Source organism: Citrobacter sp. RHBSTW-00944, assembly GCF_013615435.1.
GTDB classification, from domain to species: Bacteria; Pseudomonadota; Gammaproteobacteria; order Enterobacterales; family Enterobacteriaceae; genus Citrobacter; species Citrobacter braakii.
This window is the reverse complement of sequence record NZ_CP055418.1, coordinates 4,995,033-5,021,511: the sequence shown is the minus strand read 5'-3', so window position 1 is coordinate 5,021,511 and position 26,479 is coordinate 4,995,033. Positions and strand designations below refer to the sequence as shown.

22 protein-coding genes, 2 tRNA genes and 3 rRNA genes are annotated in these 26,479 nt (G+C 52.4%); 22 read left to right on the top strand and 5 right to left on the bottom strand.

The annotated features are described in order from the left end of the window. Window positions 1-10 precede the first annotated feature (10 nt). From ubiJ to tatD, 6 genes are all read left to right on the top strand, one after another. Window positions 11-616, top strand: a complete 606-nt coding sequence (gene ubiJ / locus HV334_RS24395; protein WP_016155139.1) for a ubiquinone biosynthesis protein UbiJ — start codon at window positions 11-13, stop codon at window positions 614-616. Next, entirely contained in the window at window positions 613-2,253 is a 1,641-nt protein-coding gene (ubiB, locus tag HV334_RS24390; RefSeq protein ID WP_016155140.1) for a ubiquinone biosynthesis regulatory protein kinase UbiB, read from the top strand. Before ubiJ ends, ubiB begins: the two co-directional genes overlap by 4 nt. Window positions 2,254-2,331: 78 nt before the next feature. Further along, complete coding sequence (gene tatA / locus HV334_RS24385; protein WP_003017888.1) at window positions 2,332-2,586, top strand: Sec-independent protein translocase subunit TatA; 255 nt, start codon at window positions 2,332-2,334, stop codon at window positions 2,584-2,586. A 3-nt stretch (window positions 2,587-2,589) separates the two neighbouring features. Next, complete coding sequence (tatB, locus tag HV334_RS24380) at window positions 2,590-3,138, top strand: Sec-independent protein translocase protein TatB (RefSeq protein ID WP_016155141.1); 549 nt, start codon at window positions 2,590-2,592, stop codon at window positions 3,136-3,138. A gap of 2 nt (window positions 3,139-3,140) precedes the next feature. Continuing rightward, window positions 3,141-3,932, top strand: a complete 792-nt coding sequence (gene tatC / locus HV334_RS24375) for a Sec-independent protein translocase subunit TatC (protein WP_016155142.1) — start codon at window positions 3,141-3,143, stop codon at window positions 3,930-3,932. Between the two features lie 41 nt (window positions 3,933-3,973). Next, on the top strand, window positions 3,974-4,756 hold the full coding sequence (tatD, locus tag HV334_RS24370; RefSeq protein WP_046274894.1) for a 3'-5' ssDNA/RNA exonuclease TatD: 783 nt from the start codon (window positions 3,974-3,976) through the stop codon (window positions 4,754-4,756). Between the two features lie 5 nt (window positions 4,757-4,761). On the opposite strand, the gene rfaH is transcribed toward tatD, so the two are convergent. Beyond that, a complete protein-coding gene (gene rfaH, locus HV334_RS24365; protein WP_047358740.1) occupies window positions 4,762-5,250 on the bottom strand; it encodes a transcription/translation regulatory transformer protein RfaH in 489 nt (162 codons plus the stop codon). 204 nt (window positions 5,251-5,454) lie between these two features. On the opposite strand from rfaH, the gene ubiD reads away from it, so the two are divergent. The 4 genes from ubiD to HV334_RS24345 all read left to right on the top strand — a co-directional run bounded on the left by ubiD (window position 5,455) and on the right by HV334_RS24345 (window position 9,826). Beyond that, entirely contained in the window at window positions 5,455-6,948 is a 1,494-nt protein-coding gene (gene ubiD, locus HV334_RS24360) for a 4-hydroxy-3-polyprenylbenzoate decarboxylase (RefSeq protein ID WP_016155145.1), read from the top strand. A gap of 40 nt (window positions 6,949-6,988) precedes the next feature. Then, a complete protein-coding gene (gene fre, locus HV334_RS24355; RefSeq protein ID WP_003828903.1) occupies window positions 6,989-7,690 on the top strand; it encodes an NAD(P)H-flavin reductase in 702 nt (233 codons plus the stop codon). Window positions 7,691-7,923: 233 nt separating this feature from the next. Then, complete coding sequence (locus HV334_RS24350) at window positions 7,924-8,838, top strand: ROK family protein (protein ID WP_019078422.1); 915 nt, start codon at window positions 7,924-7,926, stop codon at window positions 8,836-8,838. Between the two features lie 7 nt (window positions 8,839-8,845). Next, window positions 8,846-9,826 carry a LacI family DNA-binding transcriptional regulator gene (locus HV334_RS24345; RefSeq protein WP_049281628.1) on the top strand — a complete coding sequence of 327 codons (981 nt, stop codon included), beginning with the start codon at window positions 8,846-8,848 and terminating at the stop codon, window positions 9,824-9,826. A 213-nt stretch (window positions 9,827-10,039) separates the two neighbouring features. On the opposite strand, the gene fadA is transcribed toward HV334_RS24345, so the two are convergent. Next, window positions 10,040-11,203 (bottom strand): acetyl-CoA C-acyltransferase FadA, encoded by a 1,164-nt coding sequence (gene fadA / locus HV334_RS24340; protein WP_016155148.1) that lies wholly within the window; start codon window positions 11,201-11,203, stop codon window positions 10,040-10,042. Between the two features lie 9 nt (window positions 11,204-11,212). Beyond that, window positions 11,213-13,402, bottom strand: a complete 2,190-nt coding sequence (gene fadB, locus HV334_RS24335) for a fatty acid oxidation complex subunit alpha FadB (protein ID WP_181220999.1) — start codon at window positions 13,400-13,402, stop codon at window positions 11,213-11,215. Between the two features lie 189 nt (window positions 13,403-13,591). Between fadB and pepQ the strand changes: the two genes are divergently transcribed. The 10 genes from pepQ (at window position 13,592) to tnpA (ending at window position 23,805) form a co-directional block, all read left to right on the top strand. Further along, a complete protein-coding gene (gene pepQ, locus HV334_RS24330) occupies window positions 13,592-14,923 on the top strand; it encodes a Xaa-Pro dipeptidase (RefSeq protein ID WP_016155150.1) in 1,332 nt (443 codons plus the stop codon). Then, complete coding sequence (locus HV334_RS24325; protein WP_047499555.1) at window positions 14,923-15,537, top strand: IMPACT family protein; 615 nt, start codon at window positions 14,923-14,925, stop codon at window positions 15,535-15,537. Before pepQ ends, HV334_RS24325 begins: the two co-directional genes overlap by 1 nt. Window positions 15,538-15,575: 38 nt before the next feature. After that, window positions 15,576-17,027, top strand: a complete 1,452-nt coding sequence (gene trkH, locus HV334_RS24320) for a Trk system potassium transporter TrkH (RefSeq protein ID WP_003017848.1) — start codon at window positions 15,576-15,578, stop codon at window positions 17,025-17,027. 11 nt (window positions 17,028-17,038) lie between these two features. Then, on the top strand, window positions 17,039-17,584 hold the full coding sequence (gene hemG / locus HV334_RS24315; protein WP_016155152.1) for a menaquinone-dependent protoporphyrinogen IX dehydrogenase: 546 nt from the start codon (window positions 17,039-17,041) through the stop codon (window positions 17,582-17,584). A gap of 374 nt (window positions 17,585-17,958) precedes the next feature. Continuing rightward, window positions 17,959-19,500: ribosomal RNA gene (locus HV334_RS24310) — 16S ribosomal RNA — on the top strand. A gap of 71 nt (window positions 19,501-19,571) precedes the next feature. After that, window positions 19,572-19,648 (top strand) — tRNA-Ile (locus HV334_RS24305). 108 nt (window positions 19,649-19,756) lie between these two features. Then, a tRNA-Ala gene (locus tag HV334_RS24300) sits at window positions 19,757-19,832 on the top strand. A 208-nt stretch (window positions 19,833-20,040) separates the two neighbouring features. Next, window positions 20,041-22,947, top strand: a 23S ribosomal RNA gene (locus HV334_RS24295). A gap of 97 nt (window positions 22,948-23,044) precedes the next feature. Further along, window positions 23,045-23,160, top strand: a 5S ribosomal RNA gene (gene rrf, locus HV334_RS24290). The 16S, 23S and 5S rRNA genes sit together here with 2 tRNA genes alongside, the layout of an rRNA operon. Before the next feature lie 186 nt (window positions 23,161-23,346). Continuing rightward, window positions 23,347-23,805, top strand: coding sequence for an IS200/IS605 family transposase (tnpA, locus tag HV334_RS24285; RefSeq protein ID WP_131381019.1), 459 nt, complete (start codon window positions 23,347-23,349; stop codon window positions 23,803-23,805). Between the two features lie 187 nt (window positions 23,806-23,992). Here the strand turns inward: tnpA and mobB are convergent, their stop codons facing one another. Together mobB and mobA are read right to left on the bottom strand one after the other, a co-directional pair. Beyond that, a complete protein-coding gene (mobB, locus tag HV334_RS24280; protein ID WP_029139699.1) occupies window positions 23,993-24,511 on the bottom strand; it encodes a molybdopterin-guanine dinucleotide biosynthesis protein MobB in 519 nt (172 codons plus the stop codon). Beyond that, window positions 24,493-25,077 (bottom strand): molybdenum cofactor guanylyltransferase MobA, encoded by a 585-nt coding sequence (gene mobA / locus HV334_RS24275; RefSeq protein ID WP_016157861.1) that lies wholly within the window; start codon window positions 25,075-25,077, stop codon window positions 24,493-24,495. Before mobA ends, mobB begins: the two co-directional genes overlap by 19 nt. Window positions 25,078-25,146: 69 nt before the next feature. Between mobA and HV334_RS24270 the strand changes: the two genes are divergently transcribed. Next, the gene (locus HV334_RS24270) at window positions 25,147-25,416 is read left to right on the top strand and encodes a YihD family protein (protein WP_003028616.1); all 270 of its coding nucleotides are present in this window, start codon (window positions 25,147-25,149) and stop codon (window positions 25,414-25,416) included. Window positions 25,417-25,492: 76 nt separating this feature from the next. Continuing rightward, on the top strand, window positions 25,493-26,479 hold the full coding sequence (locus HV334_RS24265; protein ID WP_046275259.1) for a serine/threonine protein kinase: 987 nt from the start codon (window positions 25,493-25,495) through the stop codon (window positions 26,477-26,479).

The following is a 26,479-nucleotide window of genomic DNA, read 5'->3' as shown; positions in this document are numbered from 1 at the left end:
GAGATTGGGGATGCCTTTAAAACCCTTAGTGACCGCCGGCGTTGAAAATTTGCTTAACACCTTTCTGTATCGTTCTCCTGCGCTCAAGTCAGCCAGAACGCGTTTACAGGGCAAAGTGCTGCGTGTTGAGCTCAAAGGATTTTCAACACCGTTAGTGCTGGTGTTTAGTGAGCGCCAGGTCGATGTGCTGGGGGCATGGGAAGGCGAAGCCGATTGCACCGTAATCACACATGCCAGCGTGTTACCGAAATTACGCGACCGGCAGCAACTCACCACGCTTATCCGCAGTGGTGAGCTGGAGGTTCAGGGCGATATCCAGGTGGTACAGAATTTTGTCGCGTTGGCCGATCTGGCGGAGTTTGATCCCGCAGAACTGTTAGCACCTTATACCGGCGATATCGTCGCGGAAGGGGTCAGCAAAGTTTTGCGTGGTGGAGCGAAGTTCCTGTGCCACAACATTCAACGCCAGCAGCGCTATGTTGCCGAAGCGATCACCGAAGAGTGGCGTATGGCTCCTGGTCCGCTTGAGGTTGCATGGTTTGCAGAAGAAACGGCAGCCGTTGAGCGTGCGGTCGAATCTCTGGCCAAACGGCTGGAAAAACTGGAGGCCAAATGACGCCAGGTGAAGTACGGCGCCTTTATTTCATCATTCGCACTTTTTTAAGCTACGGTCTTGATGAACTCATCCCCAAAATGCGTATCACGCTGCCGCTCCGGTTGTGGCGTTACACGCTGTTCTGGATGCCCAACCGACATAAAGACAAACCGCTGGGAGAACGGCTGAGACTGGCTTTACAGGAGCTCGGCCCGGTGTGGATCAAGTTCGGGCAAATGCTCTCTACCCGCCGTGATCTTTTCCCGCCGCACATCGCCGATCAGCTAGCGCTATTGCAGGATCGGGTAGCCCCATTCGATGGGCAAAGAGCGAAAGAACAAATCGAAGAGGCGATGGGTGGGCTGCCCGTCGAGGAATGGTTTGATGATTTTGAGATCACACCGCTGGCATCTGCGTCTATTGCTCAGGTTCACACCGCGCGACTGAAATCGAATGGGAAAGAGGTGGTGATCAAAGTTATCCGCCCGGACATACTGCCGGTAATTAAAGCGGATTTAAAACTGATCTACCGCCTTGCTCGTTGGGTACCTCGCCTGATGCCAGACGGTCGCCGCCTGCGACCAACAGAAGTGGTCCGTGAATATGAAAAAACGTTGATTGATGAGCTGAATCTGCTGCGCGAGTCGGCGAACGCGATTCAGCTGCGACGTAATTTTGAAGACAGCCCAATGCTGTACATCCCGGAAGTGTACTCTGACTATTGCAGTCAGAACATGATGGTGATGGAGCGCATTTACGGTATTCCCGTTTCAGATGTCACCTCGCTTGAGAAGAACGGCACCAATATGAAGCTACTGGCTGAACGCGGTGTTCAGGTCTTCTTTACTCAGGTATTCCGCGACAGCTTTTTCCATGCGGATATGCACCCTGGGAACATTTTCGTGAGTTATGAGCATCCTGAAAACCCGAAATACATTGGTATTGATTGTGGGATTGTGGGTTCTTTAAACAAAGAAGATAAGCGTTATCTGGCTGAAAACTTCATCGCGTTCTTTAACCGCGACTACCGCAAAGTTGCTGAACTGCATGTGGATTCTGGCTGGGTTCCGCCGGATACCAACGTAGAAGAGTTTGAATTTGCCATTCGTACCGTGTGCGAGCCGATTTTCGAAAAACCGCTGGCGGAGATTTCCTTTGGTCATGTGCTGTTAAATCTGTTCAACACAGCGCGCCGATTCAATATGGAAGTTCAGCCTCAACTGGTATTGCTACAGAAGACGCTGCTGTACGTTGAAGGTGTCGGACGTCAGCTCTACCCGCAGTTAGATTTGTGGAAAACGGCCAAGCCTTTCCTCGAATCCTGGATCAAAGATCAGGTCGGTATTCCGGCGCTTGTTAGAGCATTTAAAGAAAAAGCACCGTTCTGGGTCGAAAAAATGCCAGAAATACCTGAACTGGTGTATGACAGTTTGCGCCAGGGCAAATATTTACAGCACAGTGTTGATAAGATTGCCCGCGAGCTTCACGCGAATCATGTACGTCAGGGACAATCCCGTTATTTATTGGGCATTGGTGCAACATTGTTGCTCAGTGGAACATTCCTGCTGGTAAGCCGTCCTGAGTGGGGGCTTATGCCGGGCTGGTTAATGGCCGGCGGTGTCTTAGCCTGGTTGATCGGCTGGCGCAAAATGCGCTGAATTTTTCATCGCCCTAGGCAGGTCGTGTAACGTATACTACGGCCTTATTAATTCATCATCTATGACAGAGGAACATGTATGGGTGGTATCAGTATTTGGCAGTTGTTGATCATTGCCGTCATCGTTGTACTGCTATTTGGCACCAAGAAACTCGGCTCCATCGGTTCCGATCTTGGCGCGTCGATTAAAGGCTTCAAAAAAGCAATGGGTGATGATGAGCCAAAGCAAGATAAAACCAGCCAGGACGCTGATTTTACTGCTAAATCCATTACCGATAAGCAGGGCGAAGTGAAAAAAGAAGACGCCAAAAGCCAAGATAAAGAGCAGGTATAATCCGTGTTTGATATCGGTTTTAGCGAACTGTTATTGGTGTTCGTGATCGGCCTCATCGTCCTGGGGCCGCAACGTTTACCTGTAGCGGTAAAAACGGTTGCTGGCTGGGTTCGTGCTTTGCGTTCCCTGGCAACTACTGTTCAGAATGAACTGACCCAGGAGCTTAAGCTTCAGGAGTTTCAGGACAGCCTGAAGAAAGTAGAGAAAGCGAGCCTGACGAATCTGACCCCGGAGTTGAAAGCCTCAATGGATGAGCTGCGTGAAGCGGCAGAGTCGATGAAGCGTTCTTACAGTGTGCACGATCCTGAGAAAGAGAGCGATGAAGCGCACACTATCCATAATCCGGTGGTGAAAGAAGCTGAAGCGCAGCGAGAAGGGGTCACCCCTGCTGCCGCTGAAAACCAGGCCAGTTCGCCGGAGCAAAAACCGGAATCCACGGGTGCTAAAACGCCAGAGCCAACGGAAAACACTTCCGCTACGTTAATGGATGCAGAAAAGAAAGCTGTCGCACCTGTTGCCGAATCCTCCCCCTCGTCGAGTGATAAACCGTAAACATGGCTGTAGAAGATACCCAACCGCTCATCACGCATCTTATTGAGCTGCGTAAGCGACTCCTGAACTGCATCATTGCGGTAATCGTGATCTTTCTGGCGTTGGTTTACTTTGCCAACGATATTTACCATATGGTCGCGGCGCCGTTGATTAAACAGATGCCGCAGGGTGCAACGATGATCGCCACCGATGTGGCTTCGCCGTTCTTTACCCCAATCAAGTTGACCTTCATGGTATCGCTGATCCTGTCAGCGCCAGTGATCCTCTACCAGGTGTGGGCATTTATTGCGCCAGCGTTGTATAAACATGAACGCCGTCTGGTTGTTCCGCTGCTGGTTTCCAGTTCGTTGTTGTTCTACATCGGCATGGCATTCGCCTATTTTGTTGTCTTCCCGTTAGCGTTTGGTTTTCTGGCCAACACGGCTCCGCAAGGCGTGCAGGTATCAACGGACATTGCCAGCTATCTCAGCTTTGTAATGGCGCTATTTATGGCTTTCGGTGTCTCTTTTGAGGTGCCTGTCGCCATCGTGCTGCTATGCTGGATGGGCATTACGACGCCAGATGATTTACGCAAAAAACGTCCTTATGTTGTGGTGGGGGCTTTTGTCGTCGGGATGCTACTGACTCCGCCAGATGTCTTCTCGCAAACGTTGTTGGCGATACCGATGTACTGCCTGTTCGAGGTGGGAGTTTTCTTCTCTCGTTTCTATGTCGGTAAGCGACGTACGAGAGATGAGGACAACGAGGCTGAAGAAGCAAAAGAAGCCGAAGCCACCGAGAAAACTGAAGAATAAATTCAACCGCCCGTCAGGGCGGTTGTCATATGGGAGGAAGCATGTTTGATATTGGCGTTAATTTAACCAGTTCACAATTTGCGAAAGACCGGGATGAGGTCGTGGCGCGCGCCTTTGCTGCGGGCGTAAACGGTATGCTTCTGACCGGAACAAACCTTCACGAAAGCCAGCAGGCGTTAAAGCTGGCGCAGCATTATCCGCAGTGCTGGTCCACGGCTGGCGTGCACCCGCATGACAGCAGCCAATGGCAATCCTCAACGGAAGACGAGATCATCGCGCTGGCAAACCAATCGAAGGTAGTCGCTATTGGTGAGTGCGGTCTGGATTTCAATCGCAATTTCTCCACGCCGCAGGAGCAGGAACGTGCTTTTGAAGCGCAACTGCGCATTGCTGCTGAACTGCAGATGCCGATTTTCATGCATTGTCGGGATGCGCATGAGCGTTTTCTGACGTTGCTGGAGCCGTGGCTGGACAGCCTCCCAGGCGCGGTGCTGCACTGTTTCACCGGTTCGCGCCAGGAGATGCAGGACTGCGTGGACCGAGGGCTTTATATCGGTATCACCGGGTGGGTCTGTGATGAACGCCGGGGGATGGAACTGCGGGAGCTGCTGCCGTTTATTCCGGTGGAAAGACTGCTGATAGAAACCGATGCACCTTATCTACTCCCTCGCGACTTAACGCCTAAACCGACGTCACGTCGCAATGAACCGGCGCACCTGCCGCATATTCTTGAGCGAATTGCTCACTGGCGTGGGGAAGATCCTCAATGGCTGTCAGCAACCATTGATGCCAACGTCAGAACGCTGTTCGAAGTGACCTTCTAAACGACTTATATTTTTCGAAAACCGGTATTTTTCACGCTCTGCTTAATCTCTTTATTCAAGAGGTTAAGCAGTAGCATGGAACGCGCTTCGCCATCCGGTTCGGTGAAGATCGCTTTCAGTCCCTCAAACGCCCCTTCAGTAATAATCACGCTGTCCCCTGGCTGAGGGGTTTGCGGGTCAACAATACCTTCAGGCTTGTAGATAGAAAGCTGGTGAATTACGGGGGATGGGACGGTCGCAGGTGTCGCTCCAAAACGAACAAAATGGCTGACACCACGCGTGGCGTTGATCGTGGTGGTGTGGATCACTTCCGGGTCGAACTCGACAAACATGTAATTAGGGAATAGTGGTTCACTGACTGTGGTACGTTTACCGCGCACCATTTTTTCCAGGGTGATCATAGGCGTCAGGCAGTTCACCGCCTGTCTTTCCAGGTGTTCCTGGGCTCGCTGAAGTTGCCCACGTTTGCAGTACAGTAAATACCAGGATTGCATAATAACTCTTATTCGCTTGTTCTGAGCGCTAGCATAGCAAAAGCCATGAGTTAAGTTAATTATACCCGCCTCAAAGCAGGCTGAAACCCAACGGGTATATACTCCCAGGGCTTATATGTATCGCCAGAGTTCACGCTAATTTAACAAAAATACAGCATCACAATGATGAACGCCGTATAATGAAGCGCTTACGAAGAGGCCACAATGGACGCCATGAAATATCACGATTTACGCGACTTCCTGACGCTGCTTGAACAGCAGGGCGAGCTCAAACGCATTTCGCTTGAGGTGGATCCCCACCTGGAAATTACTGAAATTGCCGATCGCACCCTACGTGCTGGCGGGCCTGCGTTACTGTTTGAGAATCCTAAAGGCTATTCCATGCCGGTGCTGTGTAACCTGTTTGGCACACCGAAGCGTGTTGCGATGGGGATGGGGCAGGAAGATGTCTCGGCACTACGGGAAGTCGGTAAACTGTTGGCGTTTTTGAAAGAGCCGGAGCCACCGAAAGGATTCCGCGATCTGTTTGATAAGCTGCCGCAGTTTAAGCAGGTGCTGAACATGCCGACTAAGCGGTTGCGCGGTGCGCCTTGTCAGCAAAAAATCTACTCCGGTGATGACGTCGATTTAAACCGTATTCCGATTATGACCTGTTGGCCGGAAGATGCCGCACCGCTGATTACCTGGGGGCTAACCGTAACGCGTGGCCCACATAAAGAGCGGCAGAATCTGGGTATTTATCGCCAGCAGCTGATTGGCAAAAACAAGCTCATTATGCGCTGGCTGTCCCACCGCGGCGGCGCACTCGATTACCAGGAGTGGTGTGCGGCGCATCCTGGCGAACGCTTCCCGGTTTCGGTGGCGTTGGGGGCAGATCCTGCGACCATTCTGGGGGCCGTGACGCCCGTCCCTGATACATTATCCGAGTACGCATTTGCCGGGCTGTTACGTGGCACCAAAACCGAAGTGGTCAAATGTATTTCCAACGATCTGGAAGTGCCCGCCAGTGCTGAAATCGTGCTGGAAGGGTATATCGAACCGGGTGAGCTGGCCCCGGAAGGACCGTATGGCGATCATACCGGCTACTACAACGAAGTAGATAGCTTTCCGGTCTTTACCGTCACGCACATTACCCAGCGTGAAGAGGCGATTTATCACTCTACTTATACCGGACGTCCGCCTGATGAGCCCGCGGTGCTTGGCGTGGCGCTGAACGAAGTTTTCGTTCCTATTCTGCAAAAGCAGTTCCCGGAAATCGTCGATTTTTACCTGCCTCCGGAAGGCTGTTCATATCGTCTGGCCGTGGTGACGATGAAAAAACAGTACGCTGGTCATGCCAAACGCGTCATGATGGGTGTTTGGTCGTTTTTGCGCCAGTTTATGTACACCAAATTTGTTATTGTCTGCGATGATGATGTCAATGCACGCGACTGGAATGATGTGATTTGGGCAATTACTACCCGTATGGACCCGGCTCGGGATACGGTACTGGTAGAGAATACGCCAATTGATTACCTGGACTTTGCCTCGCCGGTTTCCGGCCTGGGTTCAAAAATGGGGCTGGATGCCACAAATAAATGGCCGGGCGAAACCCAACGCGAATGGGGACGCCCGATTAAAAAAGATCCTGAAGTAACTGCGCGTATTGACGCAATTTGGGATGAACTGGCCATCTTTAATGACGGCAAAAGCGCCTGAGGCGCGATCGTTTTGCCTATTGATCCGACAGAGAGAGCGCATGACAACCTTAAGCTGTAAAGTGACCTCGGTAGAAGCTATCACTGATACCGTATATCGCGTTCGTTTAGTGCCAGACGCGGCGTTTTCCTTTCGTGCTGGCCAGTATTTAATGGTCGTGATGGACGAAAGGGATAAGCGTCCGTTCTCCATGGCATCCACGCCGGACGAGCAAGGATTCATTGAGCTGCACGTTGGCGCCTCTGAGCTAAATCTTTATGCCATGGCTGTGATGGACCGCATTCTGAAAGACCGGGAAATCAAGGTCGACATTCCGCATGGCGAAGCCTGGCTGCGTGATGAAGACGAGCGCCCGCTGATCCTGATTGCCGGTGGTACAGGGTTCTCTTACGTGCGTTCCATTCTGCTTACTGCGCTGGCACGTAATCCAAACCGCGATATCACCATTTACTGGGGTGGGCGTGAAGAGAAGCATCTCTACGATCTCTCCGAACTGGAAGCGTTGTCTGTTAATCACCCGAATCTGCGCGTTGAGCCAGTGGTGGAACAGCCAGAAGACGGCTGGCGTGGTCGTACGGGAACCGTGTTAACGGCGGTATTGCAGGATTACGGTACCCTGGCTGAGCACGATATCTACATTGCCGGTCGTTTTGAAATGGCCAAAATCGCGCGCGATCTGTTCTGTAATGAACGCAGTGCGCGTGAAGATCGCCTGTTTGGCGATGCTTTCGCGTTCATTTAAGCGCTGTGCGCCGGAGCCCTTCCGGCGCATGCATCAATCATCTGTCTTCCAACTAGCAGGGCGCAGGCCCGGCGTCATTGCCTTTCTTTCTCATCATAATTATTTTTTAGTAAACATAATATGTCCGTCACTCAAACATAAATTGAGTTTTTGTGACAGATCTCCATTTGTTTAGTAAACAAAATAGGCAAGCTAAACCGCATCACATTGTGAGATGCAAATGAGGAAAAACCATGAGGCTCGGACTGGATATCGGCGGGACTAAAATCGAAGCGGTGGTGATTGATAACGCGGGTGAAATTGTTTACCGCGAACGATGCGCGACACCAAAGCAGCGTTACGGTGATTTTTTCCAGGCCGTGACGGAGATGATAGCCAGGGCTATGCAGGCCATTAATCAGCCTTTATCGGTTGGCGTCGGGGTGCCAGGTGCGGTGGATAGCGAAGGTTTGATTAAGAATTCCAACATTCTGGTGCTGAATCAGCAGGCCTTTGCGCAAGATCTCGAGCGTGCATTAGGAATGCCAGTGCCCGTTACTAATGATGCCAACTGCTTTACCCTGTCAGAAGCGATGGACGGTAGTGGGCGTGGGCATAGCGTGGTATTTGGCGTGATCCTCGGTACCGGATGCGGCGGTGGTCTATGCATCGAGAACCGGTTGATCTCCGGCCCTAACGCCTGTGCCGGAGAGTGGGGGCATAATGCCTTGCCGCGCTACCACGGATCTCGGGACGGGGCTGAAGTGACATGCTATTGCGGACAGTTGAACTGTATTGAGAGCTTTATTTCGGGTAGTGGCCTGGAGCGCCAGTATATGAATCACACCGCGCAACATATGGGTGTGCCACAAATTATGCAACGGGTAGCATCGGGTGATGCAGACGCCTGTTTGTTATGGGAACGCTATTGCGATCAACTGGCTCGCGCGTTGGCGAGTGTGGTAAATATGCTCGATCCCGATGTTATCGTGCTGGGGGGCGGGGTATCCAATATCGATTTACTGTACTCAGGCTTACAGGCGCGAGTGGCGCAGTACGTGTTTGGTAAACAGTGCCGCACACCGATCGTTCAGGCCCGCCACGGCGACAGCAGCGGCGTACGCGGCGCAGCATGGCTGGGGGCGCAACAAGCCACAGTAAATCCATGAGACTGAAATGACGAAACCTGTACGTATCAGAGACATTGCCGACGCTTGTGGCGTCTCGGTTGGCGCTGTTTCCCGCGCGCTAAAAGGGCAACCGGGGCTGCGTGAAGAGACCCGGCAGCGCATTATTTCAGTGGCGCAGCAGCAGGGTTATGATTTTTCTCGCCTGCGCGCAGACAAAATCAAACGTGTCCTGTTTTTACTGCATCGCCAGCACAATATCAGCCGGGCTTTACCGTTTTACTCTCAGCTGCTGCTGGGGATAGAAGATCTGTGTCGCGAAAAGGGGGTTGCGCTGAGCTTTCTCTCTATAGGTCCAGGCGATGCAGTGAGTGAGCAGGTAATGCTGCACCAGCCTGATGCGCTAATCTGCGCGGGATTTTTTGAACCTGAGTTGCTTGGGCTGCTACAACAGATGAAATTGCCGCTGGTGCTGGTGGATCTCTGGGCGCCAGGACTGCCTTGCGTGAATCCTGACAATACCCTGGGCGGCTATCTGGCCACGCAACATCTGATTGCGCAAGGCCGCAGCCGCATTGCTTTTCTTGCCAGTACGCTTGCGCACTACAGCATCCGTCAGCGTGAAAAGGGCTACCGTCAGGCATTGTATGAAGCCCGTTTGCTAATGCCGCCAGAGTATGACGTCGTTGCGCCGCCGCTGCTGGATACCGAGCAATCTCTGGTGGATGCGGTTAATGAGCTACTCAGACTGCCAGAGCCGCCCGATGCCATTTTTGCCTATAACGACGCGGCAGCGATGGTTGTTCAGCAGGTGTGTGCGCAGCAGGGTATACGTATCCCGGAAGATCTTGCGCTGGTGGGGTTTGATGATATCGATGCTGCGTCCTGGTCACATCCGCCGCTGACTACCGTTGCGGTTGATAAAAAACAGCTGGGGCGTGAAGCGCTGCGTTTACTGCTGGAAGAAAATCAGGAAGAGAATCTGCTGCTGCCGGTGCAGTTAGTGGTGCGTGGTAGTTCAGGGAAATAAAAAACCCGCCCCTGACAGGCGGGAAGAACGGCAACTAAACTTTCTCTCTTCGCCATTGGCACCATAACTGTGTTGGCTTCGCTCATTCACCCGAATCACTTACTATACGTAAGCTCATCGGGATTCATTCGCTTGCCGCCTTGTTCTGGCACCAATGGCTTTGAGATAACATTTCGTAGGCCGGGCAAGCGAAGCGCCCCCGGCATGCTTTGATTAAACTCGCTCAAATACCGTTGCGATACCCTGACCTAACCCGATACACATCGTCGCCAGACCAAACTGCACATCTTTGCGTTCCATCAGGTTGAGCAGGGTGGTGCTGATACGCGCCCCAGAACAGCCCAGCGGGTGACCCAAGGCGATCGCCCCGCCGTTGAGGTTGATCTTCTCATCGATCTGCTCCATCAGCCCCAGATCTTTAATACACGGCAGGATCTGAGCGGCAAAGGCTTCGTTCATCTCAAACAAGCCGATGTCGCTGGTGGAGAGCCCCGCTTTTTTCAGCGCCAGCTTTGAGGCCGGAACCGGGCCGTAACCCATGATTGACGGATCGCAGCCGACAACAGCCATCGAACGAATACGGGCACGCGGCGTCAGACCCAGTTGACGGGCGCGGCTTTCGCTCATTACTAGCATCGCCGCTGCGCCGTCGGAGAGTGCAGAAGAGGTACCGGCAGTCACCGTTCCGTTCACCGGATCGAACGCCGGGCGCAGGGTGGAGAGCGCTTCAACGGTCGTTTCCGGACGGATAACCTCATCGTAGTTAAACTGCTTCAGCACGCCGTCGGCATCATGACCGCCGGTCGGGATGATTTCGTTTTTAAAAGCGCCAGACTGTGTTGCAGCCCAGGCGCGAGCGTGTGAACGTGCGGCGAAAGCGTCCTGCATTTCACGGCTGATGCCGTGCATGCGGGAGAGCATTTCTGCGGTCAGGCCCATCATCCCTGCGGCTTTCGCCACGTTGCGGCTCATACCAGGGTGGAAATCAACGCCGTGGCTCATTGGCACATGGCCCATATGCTCAACGCCGCCAATCAGGCACGCCTGAGCATCACCAGTCATGATCATGCGTGCCGCATCGTGCAGCGCCTGCATGGATGAACCGCACAGGCGATTGACCGTGACGGCCGGAACGGAGTGCGGAACTTCCGCTAGCAGCGCGGCATTACGGGCGATATTGAAACCCTGCTCCAGCGTTTGTTGCACACAGCCCCAGTAAATGTCATCAAGCGCGGTTGGCTCCAGCGCCGGATTACGCGCCAGCAGGCTACGCATTAAATGTGCAGAGAGATCTTCTGCCCGCACGTTCCGAAACGCGCCCCCTTTCGAACGGCCCATCGGGGTACGGATCGCATCAACAATTACAACCTGTTCCATTGTGACTCCTTAAGCCGTTTTCAGGCTGCCAACCGGGCGGGCTGGCTCAACCTGGGGATAATACGGTTCGTTATGGCGCGCTTTATCACGCAGACCGACCGGAACTTCATACAGCGGACCAAGGTGCTGATACTGCTGAGCCATATCGAGATACTTCGCGCTGCCGAGCGTATCCAGCCAGCGGAACGCACCGCCATGGAACGGAGGGAAGCCCAGACCGTATACCAGCGCCATATCGGCTTCTGCCGGGCTGGCGATAATGCCTTCTTCCAGGCAACGCACTACTTCGTTGACCATAGGGATCATCATGCGGGCGATAATCTCTTCATCGCTGAAGTCGCGTTTCGGCTGGCTGACCTCTGCCAGCAGATCGTCAACGGTGGCATCTTCTTCTTTCTTCGGCTTGCCCTTGTTGTCTTCTTTATAACGCCAGAATCCGAGACCGTTTTTCTGCCCGAAACGGTTAGCATCAAACAGGGCGTCTATCGCATCGCGATAATCTTTCTGCATACGCTGAGGGAAGCCTGCGGACATCACCGCCTGCGCGTGGTGCGCGGTATCAATACCTACCACGTCCAGCAGATAAGCCGGGCCCATCGGCCAACCAAACTGTTTTTCCATCACTTTGTCGACTTTGCGGAAATCCGCCCCGTCGCGCAGCAACTGACTGAAACCGGCAAAATAGGGGAACAGCACGCGGTTAACGAAGAAACCAGGGCAGTCATTAACCACAATCGGCGTTTTGCCCATCTGGCTTGCCCAGGCGACAACCTTAGCGATGGTTTCATCCGAGCTTTTCTCGCCGCGAATGATCTCAACCAGCGGCATACGGTGCACCGGGTTAAAGAAGTGCATCCCACAGAAGTTTTCCGGACGCTTAAGCGCGCTGGCCAGTTCGTTGATTGGGATGGTGGAAGTATTCGAAGCCAGTACAGTGTCCGGGCGAACCTGATCTTCGGTTTCCGCCAGTACCGCTTTTTTCACTTTTGGGTTTTCTACGACCGCTTCAACTACCACGTCCACGCGTTCGAAACCGCTATAGTCGAGGGTGGGATGAATGGTGGAAATAACGCCCGCCATTTTCAGACCGTCAATTTTGCCGCGCTCAAGCTGTTTGTTCAGTAGCTTGGCTGCTTCGGTCATACCCAGCGTTAATGATTTGTCGTTGATATCTTTCATGACAACCGGCACGCCTTTCCAGGCCGACTGGTAAGCGATGCCGCCGCCCATAATGCCTGCGCCCAGCACTGCCGCTTGCTTTGGCGCTTCAACATTTTTGGTGAGCTTTTTGGCTTTGGCTTTCACGAACTGATCGTTAAGGAAAATTCCAACCAGTGCGCGGGCTTCATTGGTGTGCGCCAGTGGAACAAAGCTTTGATTTTCCAGATTCAGCGCTTCTTCACGACCAAAACGGGCCGCTGCTTCAATGGTTTTTACCGCGGTAATCGGTGCGGGATAATGCTTACCTGCCGTCTGCGCCACCATACCTTTGGCGATGGTAAAGCTCATTGCCGCTTCAATTTTGCTGAGTTTCAACGGTTCCAGCTTCGGCTGACGTTTGGCTTTCCAGTCGAGGTCGCCGTTAATCGCCTGACGTAATACCGCGATCGCGCCATCAAGCAGTTTGTCTTGCTTCACTACGCCATCGACCAGACCGATTTTTAGCGCCTGCTCAGCACCCACATCTTTACCCGCAGCAATAATTTCCAGCGCGCTGTCCGCACCCAGCATACGTGGCATACGTACGGAGCCGCCAAAGCCTGGCATAATGCCCAGCTTGGTTTCCGGCAGGCCGATGCGCAGGTCCGGCGTAGCCAGACGATAATCGGTCGCCAGGACACACTCACAGCCGCCGCCCAGCGCATAGCCGTTAACCGCTGAGAGAGTCGGAACAGGCAGATCTTCCAGGCGATTAAACACGCTGTTGGCAAAATGCAGCCACTGGCTCAACTGCTCTTCAGGCACGAGGAACAGTGAAAGGAATTCGGTGATGTCGGCACCAACAATAAAGGCTGCTTTGTTAGAACGCAGCAGCAGCCCTTTTAAATTCGGTTGTTTTTCCAGCACGTCAAGCGCATGGCCCAGGCTGGCAACGGTGGCCGTGTCGAGTTTATTGACTGAGCCTGGGGCATCGAACACCAGTTCGGCGATGCCATCTTCCAGCCAGTCGAGGTACAGGGTGTCGCCTTTGTAAAGCATGTCAGTCTCCTGAATCCGCAAGGTGATCTGGTCATACCAGATGAATCGAAGTGTGTGTTTTATGTTAATAAAATGCAAATGAATGATTAAAGAAATGACGATTTGATCACGCTCGGCAGAAATCACGCACTCACAAAACGATGTGCTAAGATGCGGACACTTGAGGTCAAAAAAACAGAAGGATAGAAAATGGAATCACTGGCCGCACTCTATAAAAATCATATCGTTACCTTACAAGAACGGACGCGCGACGCGCTGGAGCGCTTCAAGCTGGATGCGTTACTTATTCACTCAGGAGAACTTGTTAACGTCTTTCTCGACGATCATCCCTACCCGTTTAAGGTCAATCCGCAATTCAAAGCCTGGGTGCCTGTAACGCAGGTTCCTAACTGCTGGTTGCTGGTGGATGGCGTGAATAAGCCGAAATTGTGGTTCTACCTGCCGGTCGATTACTGGCACAACGTTGAGCCGCTGCCGACCTCCTTCTGGACGGAAGAAATTGAGATCATCGCGCTGCCAAAAGCTGATGGTATCGGTAGCCAACTGCCTGCTGCTCGCGGCAATATCGGTTACATCGGTCCGGTTCCGGAACGCGCGCTGCAGCTGGACATCGCGGCCAGCAATATCAACCCGAAAGGGGTTATCGACTACCTGCATTATTATCGTGCTTACAAAACAGATTACGAACTGGCCTGTATGCGCGAAGCACAGAAAATGGCGGTGAATGGACACCGTGCCGCGGAAGAAGCGTTCCGTTCCGGGATGAGCGAGTTTGACATCAACCTCGCTTACCTGACTGCTACCGGTCATCGCGACACCGACGTGCCGTACAGCAACATCGTGGCGCTTAACGAGCATGCTTCGGTTCTGCATTACACCAGGCTGGATCATCAGGCTCCGTCTGAAATCCGCAGTTTCCTGCTGGACGCCGGTGCGGAATACAACGGCTATGCAGCAGACCTGACGCGTACGTGGTCGGCGAAAAGCGACAACGACTATGCGCATCTGGTGAAGGATGTGAATGACGAGCAACTGGCGCTGATTGCCACTATGAAAGCGGGTACCAGCTACGTGGATTATCACATTCAGTTCCATCAGCGCATCGCGAAGCTGCTGCGTAAGCATCAAATCATCACCGATATGAGTGAAGAGGCGATGGTGGAAAACGATCTTACCGGGCCGTTTATGCCGCATGGCATTGGTCACCCGCTGGGTCTGCAGGTACACGATGTCGCTGGTTTTATGCAGGATGACAGCGGTACGCATCTGGCCGCGCCGTCGAAGTATCCTTACCTGCGTTGCACCCGCGTGCTGCAACCGGGCATGGTCCTGACCATCGAACCGGGCATCTACTTCATTGAATCGCTGTTGGCGCCGTGGCGTGAAGGGCAGTTCAGCAAACACTTCAACTGGCAGAAAATTGAAGCCCTGAAACCGTTCGGCGGTATTCGAATTGAAGACAACGTGGTGGTCCACGAGAACAATATCGAAAACATGACACGGGATTTAAAACTGGCGTAATGGACAGTTGGTTAATCCCTGCGGCGCCGGTAAGCGTCGTTGAAGAGATCAAAAAAAGCCGCTTCATTACGCTGCTCGCCCATACGGACGGCGTAGAAGCGGCGAAAGCGTTTGTTGAGTCAGTCAAAATGGAACACCCGGACGCCCGCCACCATTGTGTGGCGTGGGTGGCGGGCGCGCCCAATGACTCGCAGCAGCTGGGATTTTCAGACGATGGCGAACCGGCTGGTACGGCAGGCAAACCGATGCTCGCGCAGCTGATGGGGAGTGGCATCGGTGAGATTACCGCGGTGGTGGTGCGCTACTACGGCGGTATCCTTCTGGGTACGGGTGGGCTAGTGAAAGCCTACGGTGGCGGCGTGAATCAGGCGTTGCGTCAGTTAACGACGCAGCGCAAGACGCCATTAACCGAATATACTTTGCAGTGTGAGTACGGTCAGCTGGCAGGCATTGAAGCTTTGCTGGGGCAGTTTGACGGTAAAGTTGTTGCCAGTGATTACCAGGCTTTTGTTCGGCTCAGGGTGGCGCTTCCTTATGCCAAAGTGGATGAATTTTCGGCAAAACTGGCGGATTTTAGTCGGGGTTCATTGCAATTGTTAGCGATTGAAGAATAATCCCCACCTCATTTTAAAGAACTAAGGAAGCGGCAGAGATGCATTTTCGCGCCATCACCCGAATCGTTGGACTACTGGTCATCTTATTCTCGGGGACAATGATTATCCCCGGACTGGTAGCGCTCATCTACCGCGATGGGGCAGGGCGTGCGTTTACTCAAACTTTCTTCGTTGCTCTGGCGATCGGCTCCATGCTGTGGTGGCCAAACCGTAAAGAGAAGGGCGAGCTGAAATCGCGCGAAGGGTTTCTGATTGTCGTTTTGTTCTGGACCGTGCTGGGTAGCGTGGGTGCGCTACCGTTCATCTTTGCGGAAAGCCCTAACCTCACGATAACTGACGCTTTTTTTGAATCCTTCTCCGGATTAACCACCACGGGGGCGACAACGCTGGTGGGGCTGGATTCATTGCCACACGCTATCCTCTTTTATCGACAGATGCTGCAATGGTTCGGCGGGATGGGGATCATCGTGCTGGCGGTGGCTATTCTGCCTATTCTTGGCGTCGGTGGGATGCAGCTCTACCGGGCAGAAATGCCGGGCCCGCTGAAAGATAACAAAATGCGTCCGCGTATTGCCGAAACGGCGAAAACGCTGTGGCTTATCTATGTATTACTGACGGTGGCGTGTGCGCTGGCGCTATGGTTTGCCGGGATGCCCGCGTTTGACGCTATTGGGCACAGTTTTGCTACGATAGCCATCGGCGGCTTTTCCACACACGATGCCAGCGTGGGGTATTTCGACAGTCCCACGATTAACACCATTATTGCTATCTTCTTGCTGATCTCCGGTTGTAACTATGGTCTGCACTTCTCTTTACTCAGCGGTCGCAGCCTGAAGGTCTACTGGCGCGATCCAGAATTCCGCATGTTCATTGGGGTGCAGCTGACGCTGGTGGCTGTCTGTACGCTGGTGCTGTGGATACACAATACCTACGGTTCGGCACTCACGACCATCAACCAGGCTTTTTTTCAGGTGGTATCAATGGCGACGACCGCCGGATTTACTACGGACAGTATTGCCCGCTGGCCGCTGTTCCTGCCGGTGCTGTTGCTGTGTTCTGCTTTTATTGGCGGCTGTGCCGGGTCGACGGGCGGTGGCTTGAAGGTGATTCGAATCCTGTTGCTGTTTAAGCAGGGTAACCGCGAATTGAAACGACTGGTCCACCCGAATGCGGTTTACAGTATCAAGCTGGGTAACCGTGCTTTGCCGGAGCGAATCCTTGAAGCTGTGTGGGGATTCTTCTCTGCCTATGCGCTGGTCTTTATTATCAGTATGCTGGCGATTATTGCGACCGGTGTTGATGACTTCTCCGCGTTTGCCTCTGTTGTGGCGACGCTGAATAACCTGGGGCCAGGGCTGGGGGTTGTTGCCGACAACTTTGCCAGTATGAACCCCGTGGCGAAGTGGATCCTGATTGCCAATATGCTGTTTGGTCGTCTGGAGGTCTTTACCCTGCTGGTACTCTTTACCCCTACTTTCTGGCGTGAATAATGGAGTAACACGTGAAAACACTGATTCTTTTTTCTTCCCGGGACGGACAAACGCGTGAAATCGCCGAGTATCTGGCTTCTGAACTCAAAGAGCTGGGCGTTTGGGCGGATGTCGTTAATTTGCATCGTACCGCGGAGCCTGACTGGCAAAATTATGACAGCGTGGTGATTGGCGCCTCGATTCGCTATGGTCATTACCATGCAGCTTTTCAGGAGTTTGTGAAAAAGCATGCCACGCGGCTGAACGCGATGCCGAGTGCCTTCTACTCCGTAAACCTGGTTGCCCGTAAACCGGAGAAACGCACGCCGCAAACTAACAGCTATGCGCGTAAGTTCCTGATGAGTTCGCCGTGGCGGCCTGATCGCAGTGCGGTTATTGCTGGCGCTTTGCTGTATCCCCGCTATCGCTGGTATGACCGCGTTATGATCCAACTGATAATGAAGATGTCAGGCGGTGAAACAGATACCAATAAAGAAGTGGTGTATACCGATTGGGAGCAGGTCGCGGATTTCGCGCGGGAAATCGCCCAATTAACCCACAAAACGTTGTCAAAATAAGCACAAAGAATAAAAAATACGCACTCGGAAGATTATTTTAAATTTCCCCTTGTCAGCCTGAAATAACTCCCTATAATGCGCCTCCACTGACACGGAACAACGGATTACACGCCGCCGGGTCAGCGGGGTTCCACTGCGAATCTCGCAGAGAAAAGCAAAAATAAATGCTTGACTCTGAATGAGGAAAACGTAATATACGGGACCTCGCGACAGAGCGCTAAAGCGCGTCGCAACTGCTCTTTAACAATTTATCAGACAATCTGTGTGGGCACTCGAAGATACGGATTCTTAACGTCGCAAGACGAAAAATGAATACCAAGTCTCTGAGTGAACACGTAATTCATTACGAAGTTTAATTCACGAGCATCAAACTTAAATTGAAGAGTTTGATCATGGCTCAGATTGAACGCTGGCGGCAGGCCTAACACATGCAAGTCGAACGGTAGCACAGAGGAGCTTGCTCCTTGGGTGACGAGTGGCGGACGGGTGAGTAATGTCTGGGAAACTGCCCGATGGAGGGGGATAACTACTGGAAACGGTAGCTAATACCGCATAACGTCGCAAGACCAAAGAGGGGGACCTTCGGGCCTCTTGCCATCGGATGTGCCCAGATGGGATTAGCTAGTAGGTGGGGTAACGGCTCACCTAGGCGACGATCCCTAGCTGGTCTGAGAGGATGACCAGCCACACTGGAACTGAGACACGGTCCAGACTCCTACGGGAGGCAGCAGTGGGGAATATTGCACAATGGGCGCAAGCCTGATGCAGCCATGCCGCGTGTATGAAGAAGGCCTTCGGGTTGTAAAGTACTTTCAGCGAGGAGGAAGGTGTTGTGGTTAATAACCGCAGCAATTGACGTTACTCGCAGAAGAAGCACCGGCTAACTCCGTGCCAGCAGCCGCGGTAATACGGAGGGTGCAAGCGTTAATCGGAATTACTGGGCGTAAAGCGCACGCAGGCGGTCTGTCAAGTCGGATGTGAAATCCCCGGGCTCAACCTGGGAACTGCATCCGAAACTGGCAGGCTAGAGTCTTGTAGAGGGGGGTAGAATTCCAGGTGTAGCGGTGAAATGCGTAGAGATCTGGAGGAATACCGGTGGCGAAGGCGGCCCCCTGGACAAAGACTGACGCTCAGGTGCGAAAGCGTGGGGAGCAAACAGGATTAGATACCCTGGTAGTCCACGCCGTAAACGATGTCGACTTGGAGGTTGTGCCCTTGAGGCGTGGCTTCCGGAGCTAACGCGTTAAGTCGACCGCCTGGGGAGTACGGCCGCAAGGTTAAAACTCAAATGAATTGACGGGGGCCCGCACAAGCGGTGGAGCATGTGGTTTAATTCGATGCAACGCGAAGAACCTTACCTACTCTTGACATCCAGAGAACTTAGCAGAGATGCTTTGGTGCCTTCGGGAACTCTGAGACAGGTGCTGCATGGCTGTCGTCAGCTCGTGTTGTGAAATGTTGGGTTAAGTCCCGCAACGAGCGCAACCCTTATCCTTTGTTGCCAGCGATTCGGTCGGGAACTCAAAGGAGACTGCCAGTGATAAACTGGAGGAAGGTGGGGATGACGTCAAGTCATCATGGCCCTTACGAGTAGGGCTACACACGTGCTACAATGGCATATACAAAGAGAAGCGACCTCGCGAGAGCAAGCGGACCTCATAAAGTATGTCGTAGTCCGGATTGGAGTCTGCAACTCGACTCCATGAAGTCGGAATCGCTAGTAATCGTGGATCAGAATGCCACGGTGAATACGTTCCCGGGCCTTGTACACACCGCCCGTCACACCATGGGAGTGGGTTGCAAAAGAAGTAGGTAGCTTAACCTTCGGGAGGGCGCTTACCACTTTGTGATTCATGACTGGGGTGAAGTCGTAACAAGGTAACCGTAGGGGAACCTGCGGTTGGATCACCTCCTTACCTTAAAGAACCGACCTTTGTAGTGCTCACACAGATTGTCTGATGAAAATTAGCAGTAAGAAAATCTCTGCAGGCTTGTAGCTCAGGTGGTTAGAGCGCACCCCTGATAAGGGTGAGGTCGGTGGTTCAAGTCCACTCAGGCCTACCAAATTCGCCTCCGTGCTGTGTTACGGCGATGCTCGCATACTTCAGTATGCTTCGCACCACCGCGCCTTGCCCGGAAACGAATTAGGGTACAGAGATTAGCATTTACGATGGGGTTATAGCTCAGCTGGGAGAGCGCCTGCCTTGCACGCAGGAGGTCTGCGGTTCGATCCCGCATAGCTCCACCATCCTTTACTGCAAAAACACAAGAAAACTTCAGAGTGTACCTGAAAAGGTTCACTGCGAAGTTTTGTTCTTTAAAAATCTGGATCAAGCTGAAAATTGAAACGACACACTGTTTCATTTCTCCGTAAACAAGAAATGAAAAGCGGTGTGTTCGAGTCTCTCAAATTTTTGCAACACTGAAGTGTTTTACGAAACATCTTCGGGTTGTGAGGTTAAGCGACTAAGCGTACACGGTGGATGCCCTGGCAGTCAGAGGCGATGAAGGACGTGCTAATCTGCGATAAGCGTCGGTAAGGTGATATGAACCGTTATAACCGGCGATTTCCGAATGGGGAAACCCAGTGTGATTCGTCACACTATCATTACGTGAATACATAGCGTAATGAAGCGAACCGGGGGAACTGAAACATCTAAGTACCCCGAGGAAAAGAAATCAACCGAGATTCCCCCAGTAGCGGCGAGCGAACGGGGAGCAGCCCAGAGTCTGAATCAGCATGTGTGGTAGTGGAACGGTCTGGAAAGTCCGGCGATACAGGGTGATAGTCCCGTACACAAAAGTGCATGTGTTGTGAACTCGAAGAGTAGGGCGGGACACGTGGTATCCTGTCTGAATATGGGGGGACCATCCTCCAAGGCTAAATACTCCTGACTGACCGATAGTGAACCAGTACCGTGAGGGAAAGGCGAAAAGAACCCCGGCGAGGGGAGTGAAAAAGAACCTGAAACCGTGTACGTACAAGCAGTGGGAGCCTCTTTATGGGGTGACTGCGTACCTTTTGTATAATGGGTCAGCGACTTATATTCTGTAGCAAGGTTAACCGAATAGGGGAGCCGAAGGGAAACCGAGTCTTAACTGGGCGTTAAGTTGCAGGGTATAGACCCGAAACCCGGTGATCTAGCCATGGGCAGGTTGAAGGTTGGGTAACACTAACTGGAGGACCGAACCGACTAATGTTGAAAAATTAGCGGATGACTTGTGGCTGGGGGTGAAAGGCCAATCAAACCGGGAGATAGCTGGTTCTCCCCGAAAGCTATTTAGGTAGCGCCTCGTGAACTCATCTTCGGGGGTAGAGCACTGTTTCGGCTAGGGGGTCATCCCGACTTACCAACCCGATGCAAACTGCGAATACCGAAGAATGTTATCACGGGAGACACACGGCGGGTGCTAACGTCCGTCGTGAAGAGGGAAACAACCCAGACCGCCAGCTAAGGTCCCAAAGTCATGGTTAAGTGGGAAACGATGTGGGAAGGCACAGACAGCCAGGATGTTGGCTTAGAAGCAGCCATCATTTAAAGAAAGCGTAATAGCTCACTGGTCGAGTCGGCCTGCGCGGAAGATGTAACGGGGCTAAACCATGCACCGAAGCTGCGGCAGCGACACTATGTGTTGTTGGGTAGGGGAGCGTTCTGTAAGCCGTTGAAGGTGTGCTGTGAGGCATGCTGGAGGTATCAGAAGTGCGAATGCTGACATAAGTAACGATAATGCGGGTGAAAAACCCGCACGCCGGAAGACCAAGGGTTCCTGTCCAACGTTAATCGGGGCAGGGTGAGTCGACCCCTAAGGCGAGGCCGAAAGGCGTAGTCGATGGGAAACAGGTTAATATTCCTGTACTTGGTGTTACTGCGAAGGGGGGACGGAGAAGGCTATGTTAGCCGGGCGACGGTTGTCCCGGTTTAAGCATGTAGGCGGAGATTCCAGGTAAATCCGGAGTCTTGTTAACGCTGAGGTGTGATGACGAGGCACTACGGTGCTGAAGTAACAAATGCCCTGCTTCCAGGAAAAGCCTCTAAGCATCAGGTAACACAAAATCGTACCCCAAACCGACACAGGTGGTCAGGTAGAGAATACCAAGGCGCTTGAGAGAACTCGGGTGAAGGAACTAGGCAAAATGGTGCCGTAACTTCGGGAGAAGGCACGCTGATATGTAGGTGAAGTGATTTACTCATGGAGCTGAAATCAGTCGAAGATACCAGCTGGCTGCAACTGTTTATTAAAAACACAGCACTGTGCAAACACGAAAGTGGACGTATACGGTGTGACGCCTGCCCGGTGCCGGAAGGTTAATTGATGGGGTTATCCGTAAGGAGAAGCTCTTGATCGAAGCCCCGGTAAACGGCGGCCGTAACTATAACGGTCCTAAGGTAGCGAAATTCCTTGTCGGGTAAGTTCCGACCTGCACGAATGGCGTAATGATGGCCAGGCTGTCTCCACCCGAGACTCAGTGAAATTGAACTCGCTGTGAAGATGCAGTGTACCCGCGGCAAGACGGAAAGACCCCGTGAACCTTTACTATAGCTTGACACTGAACACTGGTCCTTGATGTGTAGGATAGGTGGGAGGCTTTGAAGTGTGGACGCCAGTCTGCATGGAGCCAACCTTGAAATACCACCCTTTAATGGCTGGTGTTCTAACGTAGACCCGTAATCCGGGTTGCGGACAGTGTCTGGTGGGTAGTTTGACTGGGGCGGTCTCCTCCTAAAGAGTAACGGAGGAGCACGAAGGTTAGCTAATCCTGGTCGGACATCAGGAGGTTAGTGCAAAGGCATAAGCTAGCTTGACTGCGAGAGTGACGGCTCGAGCAGGTGCGAAAGCAGGTCTTAGTGATCCGGTGGTTCTGAATGGAAGGGCCATCGCTCAACGGATAAAAGGTACTCCGGGGATAACAGGCTGATACCGCCCAAGAGTTCATATCGACGGCGGTGTTTGGCACCTCGATGTCGGCTCATCACATCCTGGGGCTGAAGTAGGTCCCAAGGGTATGGCTGTTCGCCATTTAAAGTGGTACGCGAGCTGGGTTTAGAACGTCGTGAGACAGTTCGGTCCCTATCTGCCGTGGGCGCTGGAGAATTGAGGGGGGCTGCTCCTAGTACGAGAGGACCGGAGTGGACGCATCACTGGTGTTCGGGTTGTCATGCCAATGGCATTGCCCGGTAGCTAAATGCGGAAGAGATAAGTGCTGAAAGCATCTAAGCACGAAACTTGCCCCGAGATGAGTTCTCCCTGACCCTTTAAGGGTCCTGAAGGAACGTTGAAGACGACGACGTTGATAGGTCGGGTGTGTAAGCGTAGCGATACGTTGAGCTAACCGATACTAATGAACCGTGAGGCTTAACCTTACAACGCCGAAGGTGTTTTGGCGGATGAGACATCGAAATTCAGCTTGATTACAGATTACATCGACAGACCGAGAGGTGTGTTGATAAACAGAATTTGCCTGGCGGCTGTAGCGCGGTGGTCCCACCTGACCCCATGCCGAACTCAGAAGTGAAACGCCGTAGCGCCGATGGTAGTGTGGGGTCTCCCCATGCGAGAGTAGGGAACTGCCAGGCATCAAATAAGTGAAGAAGCCCATCCTGCCGGATGGGCTTTTTTGTGCACAGAAAACCCCCAGCTAGGCTGGGGGTTCCGGAAAGCTTTCCGCTTTGGGCCAGTTATTAAAACCCCTTTTGATTTGTTAAAACACATTGCGGTCTGGCAACTGCAAATGTTTAACAAGAAATCAAAAGGGGGTCCCAATGGGGGACGAAAAGAGCTTAGCGCACACCCGATGGAACTGTAAATATCACATAGTTTTTGCGCCCAAATACCGAAGACAAGCATTCTACGGGGAGAAACGCAGGGCGATAGGCAGCATTTTAAGAAAGCTGTGTGAGTGGAAAAACGTGCGGATCCTGGAAGCGGAATGCTGTGCGGATCATATCCATATGCTTGTGGAAATCCCACCCAAAATGAGCGTATCCGGCTTTATGGGGTATCTGAAAGGGAAAAGCAGTCTGATGCTGTATGAACAGTTTGGGGATATGAAATTCAAGTACAGGAATAGAGAGTTCTGGTGCCGGGGATACTACGTAGATACGGTGGGTAAGAACACGGTGAAGATACAGGAATACATAAAGCACCAGCTTGCAGAAGATAAAATGGGTGAGCAGTTATCGATCGCTTATCCGGGTAGCCCGTTTACGGGCCGTAAGTAACGAAGTCTGATGCAAATGTCAGATCGTATGCGCCTGTTAGGGCGCGGCTGGTAACAGAGCCTTATAGGCGCATCCGAAAAACCTCCGGCTATGCCGGAGGATATTTATTGCGTCTGAAGGGAGTGAAAACTGCCGGAGGTGACCTCCCGCCTTATCCGGCCTACAAAGGCGTATCACGACACAGCAGCTATCTTCTTATCCATTGCGTAACAAAATCGGCAACTTGCTGTATATCGTTGATATCTAACAATGGAACATCCACCGCAAGCGGAATATCACTGGCAACCGCGATAACATAGTTGTCTAACGCCAGGTCCTCTGGACTGTGCCCGCAACCGTCGCGAAAAAGAACGATCTTAGCAACAGGTTCATGCTTAAAGCCTTCAACCAACACCATATCCAATGTAGAAGCATCCATCCTGCTTACAAGGTACGCTAAATCCAGTTCGGGCTCTTCCGGGGTCTCTACCATTAATGCCCAGCGCTGCTGGCTGGCGACCAGGGTTTGTGCTGCACCGGCTTTGCGTAGCTCATAGCTATCTTTGCCGGGCTTATCAACATCCATATTGTGATGAGTATGCTTAATCAATCCGGGACGAATGCCTCTGGCACGTAGCTCCGGGATCAATTTTTTAAGCAGCGTAGTTTTTCCCGTTCCGCTCCATGCTGCTATAGCGAGTAACGGGATCATGATTTGTCCTGCCATTTTGCAAGTTCTTCAGGGGTGTTCACGTTCACGAACGCATCTTTATGATCGCTGAAATCGACAGCATGACCGCCAGCCTGGCGCATAAAGACCATGACGCGTCTTTCACCGGACTGAAGATAATCCTGTAGCAAGGGTTGCATGGTGCGGTGCATTAGCGCAATGGTCGGATGATCTCTTTCGCCATCATGCACCCAGACAACCGGTGCAGCTTTGCGCTGCTCCTTCAAACGTTTGACCAGATCGTGAGGAATATAGGGCATATCGCACGGGCAGAACAGAAACCACTCCCCCGCTTGCTGTAGGAATACCGATAGCATCCCGGCCAGTGGGCCAGGGAAATCGGCCAATGAATCAGGGATAACTTTCAGGCCGCTTTGTTGGTAAATATCCCGGTGGCGATTGGCATTAACCACCACGGTTTCGACCTGTAAAGCGAGGGTATCGGCCACATGCCGCCAAAGAGGTTTACCGTCAAGCTCAAGCAGACCTTTATCGGTTCCGCCCATCCGTCTGGCCTTACCGCCTGCCAGCACAACCCCTGTTATTGCACTATCCAGAATCACTGATATCGCCTCTTTTAATGTGGGATTGACCCTGCTAACGTATCTGTATTGAGCCTAAGGAGCACAACCATGAAATGTAAACGTCTGAATGAAGTTATTGAACTCCTCCAGCCGGCCTGGCAGAAGGAACCCGATCTTAACCTGATGCAATTTTTACAGAAACTGGCGCAAGAGTCAGGTTTTGACGGCGAACTGGCGGATTTAACTGATGACATTCTGATCTATCACCTGAAAATGCGTGACTCGGCGAAAGACGCCGTCATCCCAGGTATTCAGAAAGATTATGAAGAAGATTTTAAAACCGCACTACTCCGCGCACGTGGCGTAATTAAAGAGTAAAAGCTTGTAATCGCCACCACCGAAAGCGCTGCGAAATGATATCCTGAATCATTCGTAGTATTTTCCGGATGATGGGATGAACGACAACGCTTTTAATTTCCAGACGCTACACCCGGATACCATCATGGATGCACTGTTTGAGCAGGGGATCCGGGTGGACTCCGGGCTTACCCCGCTTAACAGCTATGAAAACCGTGTCTATCAATTCCAGGACGAAGACCGTCGACGCTTTGTCGTTAAGTTTTATCGCCCTGAACGTTGGTCTGTCGATCAGATCCAGGAAGAGCACCAGTTTGCTCTGGAACTGGTAAGCGATGAAGTCCCGGTAGCTGCACCGCTGGTACTAAGCGGCCAAACGCTGTTAAGCCATCAGGGTTTCCATTATGCGATCTTCCCCAGCGTCGGCGGGCGGCAGTTTGAGGCCGACAATATCGATCAGATGGAGGCGGTGGGGCGCTATCTGGGGCGTATGCATCAGACCGGATGCAAGCGTACTTTTGCCTTTCGCCCGACGATTGGCCTTGAAGAATACCTGACTGAGCCGCGTAAGCTTTTTGAACACGCACAGTTGATCCCATCAGGGCAAAAAGCGGCTTTCCTGAAGGCAACGGATGCGCTTATCGCGGTCGTAACCGAACGCTGGCATGCACGTTTTACCACGCTACGTCTGCACGGTGATTGTCATGCCGGTAATATTCTGTGGCGCGATGGTCCGATGTTTGTCGATTTAGATGATGCCCGCAATGGCCCGGCTGTTCAGGATTTATGGATGCTCCTCAATGGCGATAAAGCTGAACAACGCATGCAGCTTGAAACCATTATCGAGGCTTATGAAGAGTTTAGTGAGTTCGACACCTCTGAAATCGGACTGATAGAACCTTTACGCGCTATGCGTTTAGTTTATTATCTTGCCTGGCTAATTCGACGTTGGGCTGACCCTGCGTTTCCAAAAAACTTCCCGTGGTTAACCGGGGAAGATTACTGGCATCGTCAGACCGCGACCTTTATTGAGCAGGCAAAAATTCTGCAAGAGCCCCCCTTACAATTAACGCCAATGTATTAA